The 14,885-nt window shown below is 53.7% G+C and carries 10 protein-coding genes; 1 reads left to right on the top strand and 9 read right to left on the bottom strand.

Annotated elements, in window-relative coordinates; translation table 11 throughout:
• Positions 1-240: 240 nt before the first annotated feature.
• The 9 genes from SFX18_02575 to SFX18_02615 form a co-directional block, all read right to left on the bottom strand.
• Positions 241-1,188: a sialidase family protein gene (locus tag SFX18_02575; protein MDX1962009.1), complete on the bottom strand. Its 948-nt coding sequence runs from the start codon at positions 1,186-1,188 to the stop codon at positions 241-243.
• A gap of 202 nt (positions 1,189-1,390) precedes the next feature.
• Positions 1,391-2,155 carry a hypothetical protein gene (locus SFX18_02580; GenBank protein ID MDX1962010.1) on the bottom strand — a complete coding sequence of 255 codons (765 nt, stop codon included), beginning with the start codon at positions 2,153-2,155 and terminating at the stop codon, positions 1,391-1,393.
• A gap of 40 nt (positions 2,156-2,195) precedes the next feature.
• Entirely contained in the window at positions 2,196-4,559 is a 2,364-nt protein-coding gene (locus SFX18_02585; protein MDX1962011.1) for a heavy metal translocating P-type ATPase, read from the bottom strand.
• Between the two features lie 20 nt (positions 4,560-4,579).
• Positions 4,580-7,993, bottom strand: coding sequence for an efflux RND transporter permease subunit (locus SFX18_02590; protein MDX1962012.1), 3,414 nt, complete (start codon positions 7,991-7,993; stop codon positions 4,580-4,582).
• 9 nt (positions 7,994-8,002) lie between these two features.
• On the bottom strand, positions 8,003-10,114 hold the full coding sequence (locus SFX18_02595; protein MDX1962013.1) for an efflux RND transporter periplasmic adaptor subunit: 2,112 nt from the start codon (positions 10,112-10,114) through the stop codon (positions 8,003-8,005).
• A 177-nt stretch (positions 10,115-10,291) separates the two neighbouring features.
• Positions 10,292-10,573, bottom strand: coding sequence for a hypothetical protein (locus SFX18_02600; GenBank protein MDX1962014.1), 282 nt, complete (start codon positions 10,571-10,573; stop codon positions 10,292-10,294).
• Between the two features lie 185 nt (positions 10,574-10,758).
• Positions 10,759-11,100 carry a heavy metal-associated domain-containing protein gene (locus tag SFX18_02605; GenBank protein MDX1962015.1) on the bottom strand — a complete coding sequence of 114 codons (342 nt, stop codon included), beginning with the start codon at positions 11,098-11,100 and terminating at the stop codon, positions 10,759-10,761.
• Between the two features lie 94 nt (positions 11,101-11,194).
• Positions 11,195-12,079 carry a hypothetical protein gene (locus tag SFX18_02610; GenBank protein MDX1962016.1) on the bottom strand — a complete coding sequence of 295 codons (885 nt, stop codon included), beginning with the start codon at positions 12,077-12,079 and terminating at the stop codon, positions 11,195-11,197.
• 1,128 nt (positions 12,080-13,207) lie between these two features.
• On the bottom strand, positions 13,208-13,762 hold the full coding sequence (locus tag SFX18_02615; protein MDX1962017.1) for a hypothetical protein: 555 nt from the start codon (positions 13,760-13,762) through the stop codon (positions 13,208-13,210).
• Positions 13,763-14,298: 536 nt separating this feature from the next.
• Here SFX18_02615 and SFX18_02620 point away from each other — a divergent pair.
• Positions 14,299-14,883 (top strand): RNA polymerase sigma factor, encoded by a 585-nt coding sequence (locus SFX18_02620; GenBank protein MDX1962018.1) that lies wholly within the window; start codon positions 14,299-14,301, stop codon positions 14,881-14,883.
• Positions 14,884-14,885: the final 2 nt, after the last annotated feature.

The following is a 14,885-nucleotide window of genomic DNA, read 5'->3' on the forward strand; positions in this document are numbered from 1 at the left end:
GAAGCAAAGGCGGCAATTTCTTGCCAAAACCACAATCGTGTCGCCACACGAGAGAAACCTCATTTGTGATTTACTGAGTTTGTCCGCAGGTCATAGTAACGATCCTATTTATCTTCTATCGTCAAAGCATAAACTTTCTGCCTGCTTCCCTCCTCAGTTTCCCAAGCTGCTATTCAAAGCCGGATGTGCAGCGATTACGGGATCAGTGGCATTGCCAGCTAGCTTGATTGGCTTGTTTATCTACGGCGTCAAAAGCCATAAATCGCCAAGGCGTTTCTGTATCCAAAGGTGTAAGTGTCTATTAGGATATGCGGCCAACCAGGGTTGCAAACCGTCTTCTAGGAATTGCTCTGTGGACTGGTCGTTTTGCGTGGCAAATAGACTATTCTTGCGTCGCCAGACGGCGGCGTACTTTCCGTCCGCGGTCGCGGTCAACGCGCCGCCGTCCATCGGACAAGAGTCCAACTCCCACGCTCCTTGGCCAAGTTTTGATGGGGCGGCAAAGGTTTTGCCGTGATCAAGCGTGAGTGCCATGTACATATCACGATTTCCCGCAAAGGAATTCCTCCACAATACGGCCAACCTCCCTTGCTTGTCATAAGTCGCCGAGGGATGGCAGCATTCGCAAATCGAACCGTCCGGCGATTGGTAAACCAGCACGTTTTTCGACCAAGTCGCGCCCTTGTCATTTGAACTCAAGCCCCACAACTCCGTCCGTTTATTTCGAAGATCGAGCCAGGTGCAAAACAATTCACCGTCTGGGCTGGCGGCCATCGCATGCAAGCACTCACGAGCTGAGATTTTCGCATCGTTGACTTGAACTGGGCCTTGCCACGTCTTTCCCTGATCCTCCGAACGCCAACTCCAGAGATCGCCATCCCGCCCACCGCCAAGTTCTCCCCCGATCGCCGAGATCGCAATGGCTTTTTCTGAAATCGCAATCCGCGGTCCGCGTCTCATGCCCAACGCTAACATACTTGGTTTTGCAACCAAGCTCGGTTTGTGAAACGATTTTCCTTGATCGACCGATGTCGTGTAATAAATTTCATTCTGCGAGCTAAAGACCAGATGGATCATGCCGCGTAAATCGACCGCGACTTGGGGTTGTCGCGGCACCATTTGCGAATCAATAGGCACGACCGAAACCGGCTCGCCAGCGGCAAGGTCTGTCCGAAGTTGCATTGCCATTGCAATGAAGAACAAGCGCAAAAAGATTCGCATGAAATGTTCCATAATAGTTATGTGGGCGATCGTGTCGTCAAAATTGAAACGGCTCTTAGGATTACAGTCGGAGCGCCCCGTGCCCTACAAAGGGACAAAGCTATTTGTCGATCCGCAAAACAAAGGGAATCGTCAACACCTTATCCTTACGTTGAAATTGCCCCCACCCTTAATACAACCCCGGTGAGGGAAAGTGGGCCTCGAACGAAACCTTCCCTTGCGCCGCACTTGCATTTTCAAGCGGATGGGCATGCACAAATTGTGTACCGTCCGCACTCAACACCACAAGATGCCCCATCGCGCCGAGATAGGGCTGTAAATCTTTGACGACTTCTCCCGTGTTGTCGCGAATGTCGAAAGTGATTTTTGCCTCAAGAGGCGATGCCATTTTATCAATCGTAATTGTGGCTGCTAAACCATTGCCTGCAACATTGCCCGGAACATTCGGTTCCAGCGGAGCGGCTTTCGGGGCGTCGCCCGCAACCTTGACCTGTGCAATAGCAAGCGATTGCTTGCCGGTCGTGGGCTTAAAGTCGGCATAGAGTCGATATGTACCTCCCAAAGGAAATGTAAACGTGGTCTTGAATGTGCCGCTCGGAAAAACCTCGGGGTGAACGTGGGCAAAATGGTCCAAACCTTCACGCACGAGAATCAGGTGAATCTGTTTCTCATGCACCGTTTCATATTGCTTCAACATCGCCCCTGTTTGATCGTGAATCATGAAGCTTAATGCAGCGGGCTTGCCGGCGAAAAATTCCGCCGGATCGGAACTGACCATCAATTCATACGCAGCGGTCTTCCCAGCATGGTCCGTATGATTTGTACCGTGTGACGTTTCGTGCTTGTCGTCATTCTTCGGCTTCGGTTCCGGCACAGACGAACCGCAGCCCACAATCAAGGCGACGGCAAATCCCAGTAAAACCTGATAGCGCATGTTTATGCTCCCAAGAAATAAGTACGACTGATCGCGGTTCTTACAATTGCTGCGATCTCAATCGCAAGGCATTCGCCACCACTGAAAGCGAACTGAGGCTCATTGCCACGCTGGCCCAGATCGGCGAAATCAAAATGCCAGTGAACGGATAAAGCAGCCCGGCTGCAATGGGGACACTGGCAACGTTGTACACGAACGCCAAAAACAAGTTCTGCCGTATGTTGCTCATGGTGGCTCGACTCAGGTTTCGCGCGCGGGCAATGGCGCGAAGATCGCCCTTGACCAGCGTCACCGCGGCGCTTTCCATCGCCACATCGGTCCCGGTTCCCATCGCGATGCCGATTTGGGCTTGAGCTAGAGCCGGTGCGTCGTTGATGCCGTCGCCCGCCATCGCGACGACATGCCCGTCGGCTTGCAGTTTTTTGACAATCCCCAGTTTGTCGGCTGGCAGTACCTCGGCGTGAACTTCATCAATCCCCAATTGCTTGGCCACCGCTTCGCCCGCCTGCCGATTATCGCCAGTGAGCATGATGATTCTGAGGCTCGATTGGTGGAGTAGCTTAATCGCCTCTGGTGTGGTGGATTTGATCTGGTCTGCCACGGGAATCATCCCGGCGAATTTTCCACTAACGGCCAGTAACAGGACAGTTTGACCTTGGCTTTGCAATTCTTCGCGGCGATTTTGATGTACTTCCATATCAATTCCGCGCTCGTGCAGCAATTTGCGGTTGCCGAGCAAGACCGCTTGTCCTTCAATCGTACCGCTGACTCCGTTCCCGGTAATTGATTCAAAATTGTCAACGGTGGGAATCGCTAGATTTCGCTGACGTGTTTCTTTCAATACCGCTTGAGCCAAAGGATGCTCGCTCGCTTGCTCCAAACCAGCAGCGAAACGCAAGATCTCATTCGGCTTGAAGTCACCGATCGGCACTACGGTCGTCACGCGCGGCTTCCCTTCGGTGAGCGTACCGGTTTTGTCCACAACCAGAATATCGGCCCGTTCCAGCACTTCCAGCGCTTCGGCGTTTTTGATGAGAATGCCATGCTCCGCGCCGCGACCGATCCCGACCATGATCGAGAGCGGCGTTGCCAAACCGAGCGCGCAGGGGCACGCGATAATCAACACGGCTACGGCATTCACCAAGCCGTGCGCCATTTTCGGCTCCGCGCCAAATAGGCTCCAGATCACGAACGTTGCCACGGCGATTAGGACCACCGCGGGCACGAAATACCGCGAGACTTGATCCACTATCCGCTCAATCGGCGCGCGGGTCCGTTGGGCTTCGCTGACCATTTTCACAATTTGCGAGAGCAGCGTGTCCGCGCCGACTTTCTCAGATTCAATCAGCAAACTCCCCGTAGTGTTGATGGTCCCGGCGGTGACCCGACTGCCGGGTTCCTTCTCAACCGGCACCGGCTCGCCCGAGATCATCGCTTCATCGAGATAACTTTTCCCTTCGAGTACCACGCCATCCACTGGCACTTTTTCGCCTGGGCGAATGCGTAATTGTTCTCCCACCCGAACTTGGTCGAGCGGAACATCTTCCTCATCTCCCAACGGTAGTATTATTCGTGCTGTCTTGGGGGCCAAACCCAACAGACGCTGGATCGCGCTGCTGGTTTGCCCACGCGCTTTCAGTTCGAGAACCTGCCCTAGCAAAATGAGGACCGTGACCACAACCGCCGTGTCGAAATACGGCATAACGCTCCCATCCGCGTTGCAGAAACCTTGGGGAAAGATTGCCGGTACAATCGTCGCAATGACACTGTATCCATAGGCAGCTCCGACGCCTAACCCGACGAGCGTGAACATATTCGGACTGTGGTTTCTGAGAGAAATCCAAGCGCGCTCAAAGAACGGCCAGCCGCTCCACAGCACGACGGGCGTTGCCAAGACCAATTGCAGCCAATTGAGTTGCTGGGCGTAATGGTGCAAGGGATTATTTGGGAACATGTCGGACATTGCTAGCAAGACCACAGGAACACTGAGCGCTGTGCCGATCCAGAATCGCCGCGTCATCTCCACCAATTCGGGATTGGGACCGGATTGGAGCGTGACAACGCGGGGTTCCAACGCCATCCCGCATTTCGGGCACGGGCCGGGCCGGTCGCTGAGCACTTCGGGGTCCATCGGGCAGATGTATTCGACTTTATCGCCGGGAGCGACGACTGGCGGCTCTGGTTCGTGCATTCCCATGAACGTTTGCTTCGCGGCAGCTTGCAGGTACTTCTCCGGCGCGGCCACAAACTTCGTGCGGCAATGCGTGCTGCAAAAGTGATAAGTCTGGCCTTCATACTCGGCATGACCCGCCGCTTTGGCCGGATCCACCATCATGCCGCAAACCGGATCAACGGATTTCGGTTCCGGTTGAATGACATTGAGCCCTATTGAATTCTGATTCATCTTCAAGACTCTCGATAAACTTAGGCGGGTTGTGGAGTAGTCGGGGTTTCACGATTGGCCGGTAAAGACGTAGATAGAGTTTCGGTGGGAAACATTTCTTCGGCCCACCGGTCAAGTGAATGTTGCTGATCGTGTTGGGAATGGATTTGCTTGACGATGCCGCGGCCGAATTTGTAGAACAGCGCGGGCGTGACCACTTGATCCAGAATCGTCGAGGCAAGCATCCCCCCGAAGACCACGACCGTCAGTGGATAGAGAATCTCCTTACCCGTCTGGCCGGCCCCAAACAACAACGGCAATAGGCCAATAAAACTGGTCATCGCGGTCATCATCACGGGGGCCAGGCGTTCCAAGCTCCCCCGAATGACCATCTGTTCGGTGAATTGTTCTCCTTCATATTTCATCAGGTGAATATAGTGCGAAATCATCATGATGCCGTTACGACTGACGATTCCGATGAGAGTGACAAATCCGACCCAATGAGCGACGCTCAGGCTCGTCGCTTCGATCCAAACCCGTGGCCACTCCCACCAGGCCGCGTTTTGCATTGCTTCGCCGGTGGGCCAATTGGTCAATAATAATGCGATGATCGAACCCATCGCCGCAAGCGGGATATTCACCAAGACTTGCAAAGCCGCAATCCACGATTCCAACGCCTTACAAAGCAAGAGAAAGACACCAATCACGGAACAAGTGCCCAATATTGCCAAGCGGAGATTCGCTTGCTGCTGGGCTTCAAATTGTCCTCCCAACTCGATCCGATAGTTTCCTTGGAGTATGGTGAGTTCATCTCGAATCGGTATTAATTCCTGTTGAATGTCCCGGACGACACCAGCCAAATCGCGGCCTTGGACATTGCAAAAGACGACGATTCGTCGCTGCACATTCTCACGATTGATCGTGTTCGGACCGGTCGTGTCGAGAACTTCGGCCACTTGTCCCAATGCAATCCGTCGCCCCGAAGGCGTTTCAAGTATTGTTTTATTGATCTCGTCGGGATCGCTGCGAGCCGCTTCGTCGAACCACACCACCAAATCGTAAAAGCGATCTTCATCGAGAATTTGCGAGACGGTCCTTCCGCGATAGGCGGTCTCCAGCATGTCGGCGATATCGCCGGGTGCCAGGCCGTATCTCGCCGCTTCTTCGTGCTTGACCCGCAGGCGAATTTGGGGGATTTCGATTTGCGGCTCGGATTGCAAATCGACTACGCCGGGGATGACGCTCATTTTGGTGAGAATGTCTTGCGACACGGTTCGCAGTTCGCGAAGGTCGGGGCCAAAAACCTTGACCGCGATCTGAGCGCGAATCCCTGACATAATGTGATCCAGGCGATGCGAAATTGGTTGTCCCACGTTGACCTTGATGCCCGGCACACGGGTGACTTGCTCGCGAATGTTGGCGACAACCTCCTCTCGCGGCCGGCCCGGATGGTCGTATGCCCAAAGATGCACGCCGGGAATCAAACGCATGATTGCCGGCAGGATTCCCGCTTTAGGAACTTCGCTGGGAACTAAACCGACATCGATTTCCGAGGAGTTGACCCCTTCGGCATGTTCATCTAATTCAGCTCGGCCCGTGCGGCGAGAGACGGAAGTAACTTCGGGAACTTCCAAAATGAGTTGTTCTACTTGTTTGGCGACCCGATTGCTTTCCGTCAAGCTGGTTCCGGGTTCGGTTTGTACCGAGATCGTGAGCGTTCCCTCGTTAAATGGCGGGAGAAACTCTCCGCCCATCCAAGTGAGGCTCGCGAGCGAAATGCAAACGAGGACAGCCACCACGCCCAGTACCACATAGGCATGGCGCAAAGTAACTATCAAGATCCGTTCGACAATACGTTTCAGGCTGCGTAACAGCCACGGATCGGCCGCATCATTCAGAAACTTGGCTTGGGGCAACAAAAAAGAACCGAGAACGGGTGTGATCGTCAATGACACGGCTAAAGAAGCCATTAGGGAAACGATATAAGCGATCCCCAGTGGCGCAAACATCCGACCTTCCAGGCCATCGAGCGCGAACAAGGGAAGCACGACCAGTGCGACGATGAACGTCGCATAGACAATCGAGTTGCGTACCTCGCTTGACGCGAGAAAAATCACCTTGAGCGGATTCTGCGGTTGCTGGGAGTGGCGATTTTCCTTGAGGCGGCGGTAGATGTTTTCGATATCCACGATCGAGTCATCGACTAAATCGCCAATCGCGACGGCGATCCCTCCCATCGTCATGGTGTTGATCGTGATACCAAAGGCTTTGAAAATCAGCACCGTCAATAAGATCGAAATGGGCATCGCGGTCAGCGAGCTAATGCTGACCCGAAAGTTCCACATAAACAGGAACAAAACTACCACGACCCATATCGCGCCGTCTCGTACGGCCTCTAAGACATTCGCGACGGCCGCTTCGATAAAGTCGGCTTGTTTGAATATCCGCCGTTCAATGACGATATCCGACGGAAGCTCGCGTTGTAATTCGTCAAGCACGATTTGCAGCTTGGCGTCAAGTTTCAGCGTGTCGGCGTTGGGTTGCTTTTGTACAGCCAGAATTACTGCCGTACCGCCGGTCAGATGTTCGCCTTCGCGAACCCAAACGCCCCCGTCGCCGCGGCGGACCGGTCCGCCAAAACGTACATCGGCCACATCCTTGATCATTATGGCCCGGTTTTCTCGCCACACCACGGCCGTATTCTCGATCTCCTCCAAACCCAGGCTTTGTCCGCTGATTCGTATCAGCGATTCTTTTGCCCCGCGCTCCAGGACACCGCCGCCGGTCACGACATTGGCCTTTTCCGCCGCCGTCGTGAGTTGTTGCAACGTGATATTGTGCGCCGCTAGCCGGGCGGGCGAAGTGATGATTTGATACTGCTTGAGAATTCCTCCCATCACGGTGACTTGCGAGATTCCTTCGACCGCCAGCAAACGATTGCGGATCGTGAATTCCCCCAGCGTGCGCAGTTCCATCGCTTTGGCGAGTTCCGCCTCCGGAGTGGCAAATTCCGCAGTTGAACGGAGGCCCAGCAACATAATCTCGCCCATAATGGACGAGATCGGTGCCATCACGGGATTGACGTCCTGAGGCAACCGCTCGCGGGCGAGTTGCATCTTCTCGGCCACGATCTGGCGGTCTTGATAGATGTCGGTCCCCCAATCGAACTCCACCCACACAATCGACAATCCAATACCGGAAGCCGATCTTACACGACGCACGCCAGTCGCGCCATTGAGCAGATATTCGATCGGTCGCGTAACCAGCACCTCTACTTCCTCGGGGGCCAGCCCCCGCGCTTCGGCCATGATGGTGACAGTGGGGCGATTCAAGTCGGGAAAGACATCGACTGGCATAAGGGTCAGTTGATACCCGCCGTAAATTACGACGACCAAGCCCAGCACCATGACGAGCAGGCGGTTCCGCAATGAGAATGCGATAATGTGATTGAGCATCGTGCCGAGTTAGCGAATCAATGAGTAGGTAGTTTGCAATTCGGCCGTTCCATGCACGACAATCCGCTCTTGCGGTTGAATCCCCGAGCGGATTTCAATTCGCTGATCGTCGTAACGGCCTGTTGTTACGGCGCGGCGTTCCAACCCGCCGTTGGCCCCTTGCACGAATACAAACGACCGCGCGCCTTCCCGGACAAGCGCGCCACGAGGCACGGCTAATGTCGGCGGGGGAGAATCGACTGTGGCGGAAATCCGGGCCAGCATGTTTTGCCGCAATCCTATTGTGGGCAATTGATTAAGTTCAATCCAAACCAGAAGAGTGCGCGAATCTTGGCCATAAGTGCGATTGCTTCGCACGATTTTGCCGGTATAGACGGTCAGTGGATCGGCGGCCAAGCGAACCCGCACGGACATCCCGTTTCGAATCGCCCCCCCGATCCGTTCCGCGACTGCTCCTTTCACATAAAATCGCGACAGGTTTTGCAGTTCAAAAATCGCGGCATCGGCTTGGACGGCTTCCCCAAGGACTTTGTCAAAACTCACCAAGATTCCGCTTATGGTTGCTCGGATTGGCAAAGCGGTCAGTAACTCCTTTTGCTCCATAATCTGCGTTAGTTGCTTGGGAGAAATTCCTAACGCTTCCAACTTCCGTTTGGCTCCATCGCGTTGATTCACGGCCGCTTGACGGAGATTTTCCATTTCGTCCAATCGCTTTTGGGCAATTCCCTGAGTGCCTCGAAGGTCCTTGATCCGAGCCAAGGCATTTTCCCAAAGTGCCGCGTCAAGTTGCCCTTGCAGCAGTTCCAGTTGCAGATCTTGCAGTCCCAAGCTAGTGACTTCTGCCAATACATCTCCGGCATTCACTTGTTGGCCCGGCGTCACCAGCACCTTTGACAACACTCCGTTGACTTGGGCCGAAATCAAGGCCCGTTGTTCAGGGGGCAAATCCAACACACCGTCAAATTCAACAGTTTGCTCCACTACTTGGGGAAGCGCGGGTTCCAAGCGCATGCCGATATTGCGGATCGCGTCGGGACTTAACTTCAGGACGCCGAGAATAAAGTACGACGAGAGAATGTGACTTCCGGTTGTAACTACCCGATCCCCTGGAAAAAGTCCGGAAGATTTCAATTGGGCGTGGGTTGCCGTCTCAGCGACGACCGAGACGCCTTGTTTGCGATATTCCATCGCTTTGCCGGTGGCAGCCGTTTCCACCAACACATAACGCTCTGCGCCGACTCCTTGCAATGCTGCGATGGGGACGGTCAGGAGTTTTTCCGGTGATGAAATCGTGATCTGCGCTTGCCCATACATTCCCGGCAAAAAGCGCGGTTCACCCGTTGCGGAATTTTCCAGGCTCGCCCAGGCCGTCCCAAGATGCGTGACCGGATCGAGGGCGACGCAGGGAACCTCCACCGCGGCTTTGTGAATCTCGCGCGGATAGGCACGCAGTTCCAATTCGACAGTCTGCCCTTTCTCCACCCGGTTCACGTCATGCTCTAAAACTTCCAGGCGAATCCAGATTCTTGACAAATCACTGACTTCAAACAAATGCTCATTCGCCGCCACCGTTTTACCTATCGAAAGATCGGTGTGATTTACTATTCCGGCTAGCGGACTTTTGATGGGAAGTGTGAGCAATGTTTCGGAGGAAGGCATCTGCTCGATCTGGTCGTCCGTGAAACCAACGGCTCGCAATTTGCTTCTCGCGATCTGAATAGCGTTCTCGGCGTCGCGCAATTTGACCTGCGCTTCCAGCCAATCCCTTCCTGGAATGATTTGTTCACGGGCCAGTTTTTTGGTCCGTTCCTCATTTTGTGCCGCAAGTTTCTGGGAATTGAGCGCAGCCAGGAGTTCTTGTTGCAATGTTTCCAACTCAGGGCTACCGATCTCGGCCAGGATCGTTCCCGCCTCGACATGCTCTCCGGATTGAACAAAGACCTTTGTTAACCGGCCCGCGATCCGGGGACTGACAAAAGCGAGTTGTTGCCACGGCAACACGAGGCGCGCGTAGGCCAACGCTTTCTGCTCCTGCGTGCGCATTTCCACCGGCGTCGATTTCACGGCCAACGCTTGTTGGGCGTCGGCGCTCATCGTGATCAACCCCTTTGCTACATCCACGACAACTCCCTTGGTGGGAAGCGGGGCGTGGCCTTCGTGAGCAAATAAGGCAATAGTCCAAAATCCCCAGCAGAAACCGAGCAAATACCAGCTCAAGCGACGATTACGACGTGTGTTTCGCATCGTAAAGAAAAATCCAGAAATAGTTTCCAGCAAAATGACAATCAGCAAGTCAAATTACGGAGCGGTGAGCAAGGAACTCACCGCTCCGCCGCCTTGATGACGGCTTGCGACGATCAGCCGCCTTAGTTTCCGGTAATCTTGCTCTTCAGATAGCTGGGAACCTGAGAGTTCCGCGTCTGCTGCTGAATTGGGCAAACCCGAATACTTTGGCTCATACCGGACGCTTGGTAGGCAGCCGGCCTGGTTTGGCGAGCGTTTGCTGAACTTGTCAGCAGGAACGCACTCGCCAAAACTGCTAATGACAACAACCGTTTCATCACCGAACTCCTTCTGCAAGAGATCGGCTCCGCGACACTATGGCTCCGCACGCGTGTGTGGCGCGTCACCGACCCAAACGGGCTGGGAAAACCTGAGCCGTAAGGAGGAGCCGCCCAACCCAATCGGCTCGCCTCAGGAGTGGACAATAACCTTCCACCTTGTTGGGCAAGGCGAACAGTCGATTGCAACCACCATGCTTCACGCTATGACTTTGGTTTCTCTGTAAACGTGCCGCTCGGGCCCACCAATTTAGTGGGCTTGTAACCGGCGCGTTCGACCGCTTCCCATAACAGTTTGGCCGAGGGAGTCTCTTTTTCTTTTGGCGTGACGGTCGCTTCACCCGTTTTGACATCGACGGCCGCTTTGGCGACGTGATCGATCTTTTCCAATTTCTCGGCAACCTTTTTTGCACAACTCACGCAGTGCATTCCATCCACGGTAATGACCGTGGCTGTGGATGTGGCAACCTCGGCAGCAAACGCGCCACGCGCCAAAAAGATCATCAGCGCCACAGCCGTCGCATTCAAAAACAATTTCTTCCACATGAGACATTCCTTTGCATCTCGTGTTCTGAATCAAAACCGCCTTCGACACGCGTCAAAAATCGACGATGCTGATTCTCTGCTCCGCAAAACTCCGTTACTTCTGCACATACTCCACGGGCGCTTTGATTTCCGTTGGAGTTGTTTTGGCTTGCTTGACGAACTCATCCACGCAGGGTGGGCAGCAAAACTCATATTTTTCGCCCGCCACGACCCAAGTGAACTTGGGATTGGCCTTTGTCAACGTAATCGGGCAGATCTTGTCGCCGGTTTTCGGTTTCAAGTCATGTGACGCCATTTGACCCTTGAACTTCTGCGAAGCAACGACATTGCCATTGGCTTGAATATCCGCTTGCGTATAAATCCCGCCCGGGGTTAAGTACAACGCCTTCTCCTCATCGTTGGCTACCTTTTCCGGCATCGTGGTTTCTTGGTGTTGCTCTTGTTTGGTACTAAAACCCAGGCGAAATCGCTCGCCCGCAATCGCGATATTGGGAATCGTGACATTCAACGGTTGGCCACGCAGTTCCGCGGGCAATTCCGCGACAAAGAGCGATGTTTTGCCAGCCGTGTCACCGGGCTGCGGCAGCGGCTTGAGTTCCAAGGAAACCGAGTCCGCCTCTCCTTCTTGATTGACATAAGCCGTGAGGGGTTGCGCGGGAACCTCTTGGATTCGCGTTTCTTCCTTGCCCAAGGTATAAATCCGCAAGGTGCCGGATTTTTCCACGATCGCTTCGACATGGTAGCTATCTTGGCCAAGCGAGACGATGATTCCACCATGCGCACCCGCCTTATGGCCGTGTTCCTCGTCCGCGGAGGCTGTTGATTGTGCTGGTGGAGAAGTATTGGCTGTCCCTCTAGTCGGTGGAGTTGTCGCAGGTTTGCCGGGGTTATTATTGTTGTTTGAGCAGCCGGTCAAAAGAACTGTGACTGCTAAACCGCTAGCCAGGAAGATGGCTCCGACAATTGCTGAACGTAACATGGGAAATCTCCTAAGGGAGGAATTGATGCAGAAAAAACGGATCCCCTGTATCTCGCACAATAAAATGCGGTGTCTCAACTCGTTGCGAAATGCGCGTGCAATTAGCAACGAAGGGAGGAATCTGACAACGGCGAGAGAATTAATGAGGGCAAATTTGCCGCTCATCAAACCGTTCAAGAAAAAGAGTTAGCAGCGCATCAGAGAATGCGCGCGCAGAAGCTCCCTGGCCGAATCATAGATGGCATCGCAAGGAGCCAAATTGCGTTCCGTCGAGAGGCTCACTGCAAGCGACCGATTGACTTCGGTAGCGGAGCGATTAAATAGCCAATCCGAAAAATGTACCGACTGACTTTCTTCGACCAGAATTTTTGTGGGACCGAGAATCTGTCGGTCTTTGCCGCACTGACAGTCGCTTTTGCAAGGACTATCGGGTGATTGGACAGGATGCCCCGGCAACGTTGGCGAGTCAGTCCTGCAACACGATTTCTTGAGTTCGCTGGAACAGCAACTTTTTTGATGCTCGGTTTTTGTTTCGTTGGGAATGTTTTCGTGCGAACAACAAGTTCCCAGGTTCGTTTTGGCCCGCAACGCGCAGCAGCACACCGACGGACTTAACGTCGTGAGAATGCCGAAATAGGCGGTAAGCACTAAACGCCACATGGATACACCTGGTTTTTGCCTTGGTTACTGAATTCTAGGATCGGCGTCAAGGGTGAGTTCTACCATCAATTCCGCGATGAAACGGAAAAAACTCCATTACTTCCGTCAGGCTTTGCAAAAATGAGCCGATGCACTCCGCAAGCATCGGCGATATCTCCCGGAGTGCATGCGACTCGTAACCTTGCGCGAACATCCGTAGCATCGATGTGTTGGTGGCACTGTTACTTTAGATGCTTGTCGTGGGCCAATTCTTCCTAGAATCAATGATAATCCAAAAATGCCATAAGCTATTAGCTAGCCTCATCTTATGCTTCGCATACAAAGTTGCCGTGCATAAATACTTGCTAGAATGGATATTCAGAGACCGGGGTTTATCGAGGCCTACCTGTCTAAGAGTACCGCCGAGTACTGGCGATTCGGGCCAGTACCCGGCGGTTTCGCAACCTGGAGTTGACCTGGGAAATGGCTTTAGCGCTTCGGGGCCGCGTGGGCTTTGTGCTGAAGCGGATCCATCATCTTCTCGATCTTGAGAAGCTTGCCAAGTTGTGCGGCCGCTTCTTCCGCGGCATGGAGATCCTTTGTCATGTCCGCGCAGCAGTCGCAAACGACACTGCTCTCCAATTCAGCGCCGTCTCCCTTGCCTTCCACCATGTCGCATTTTTCCAATGCGCTGTTATGGTGCTTAACGATTGAATCGACCAGCTTTGCCACTTCCGCGTTGTCTTTATGCGCCTCCTTGAGGGCCTGAAAATCCTTCGTCGCACCTTGCAGATTCGAGCGAATCGCCTGAACATTATCCTTCACAATCGCCCGAGAGACCTGGGGCTGTCCATGCCCGTAATTGTAGATGACCCGCGCGTGGCCCCGCGCTGCGCTCTGCCGCGTCGAGCCAGCTTGAAAGCCGGCCCCATAATTCCCCTTCGCCTTGCTGAAGCCTTCGCCCTGCGCGAAAGTGCTTCCTGCTGCGACGAAAAGCGCCACAGCGACCGCGGCCATGGCATACGTTCTGGATTTCAACAGCATTGCAAACTCCTTGAACAAAAAAGGCACTAAAATAACTGCCAATCACGAAAGCAACTCACTTTCGTGTTCCGCCAACCATTTCTAGCCAGCGGTTGGCCTTAGACCGAGATGGCGCGTGCTCGCTCAATTGCCCTATTCATTTCCGACAAACATGGCGGCACAACAGGCCAGGTGCTGCCTAACAGGAACTTCTGCTCAGCAACACTCTCTCCACTTAACTAAACCAACTCCTGCTGACGTCAAGCACAGCCTGGTTGAGTTACGTGTTAATAGGATGCCATGCAGCGGCTGATTCTTCGGAATCGTTTTTAGAAAAAATCAAGTTCGACTCTTTAAAGCGACGGCGGGTATCGCGTTGCTGCGTTGAACTGTCATTCGGAATAGGTTAATATACACGGAGCAAAAGATTGAATTTTCGTGGGCTGGCTTGTTTACCAACGGCAATTCACCAGAATTTGCGCTGTGCATAGGCCAAAGTGGCAGTTTCTGAGCTATATCGCACAATCTGTGAAGAATTCGCACGCTTCGTGAAGAATATGAGTTCCAGCGACATCATACTAAGCGGGAAGAGTAACGCATCAGCAGACCACGCCGATGCCGTCTCTCAGGCACTCGCGGGGTGCTTGCGCGGTGAGCGGGAATCTCAACGTCAACTGTACGAACTTTTCGAGCAGCGATGTTATCGTTTGATCTTGGGATTTGTTCCGGCGTCCGATGCCGCGGACGTGCTGCAATGCGTATTCATCCGGGTTTTTCAGAAACTGTCGCAGTTTCAAGGTGAAAGCAGCTTCGACAGTTGGCTTTATCGATTGACGGTGAATGAATGTCTGCAAGCCTTACGAAGTCAACGGCGACGCCGCCAAAGCGCCTTGGATTATGAGCCGATGGACACCGTGCCAAGCCACGAACGGATTGCCGACCAACGCGAAATCCTCGAACTCGGTTTGGCGAGGCTGGATGAGCAATTGCGCACGATCTACGTCCTCCGCGAAATTCAGCAGTTATCTTACGCCGAAATTGCCCTCACATTGCGAATCAACGAGGGGACCGTGGCGTCGCGACTGAGCCGCGCACGTCAGGAATTGAAGCAGATCCTTATCGACTTGGGATGGGAACCGTAGAG

Source organism: Pirellulales bacterium, assembly GCA_033762255.1.
In the GTDB taxonomy this organism is placed as follows: domain Bacteria; phylum Planctomycetota; class Planctomycetia; order Pirellulales; family JALHPA01; genus JANRLT01.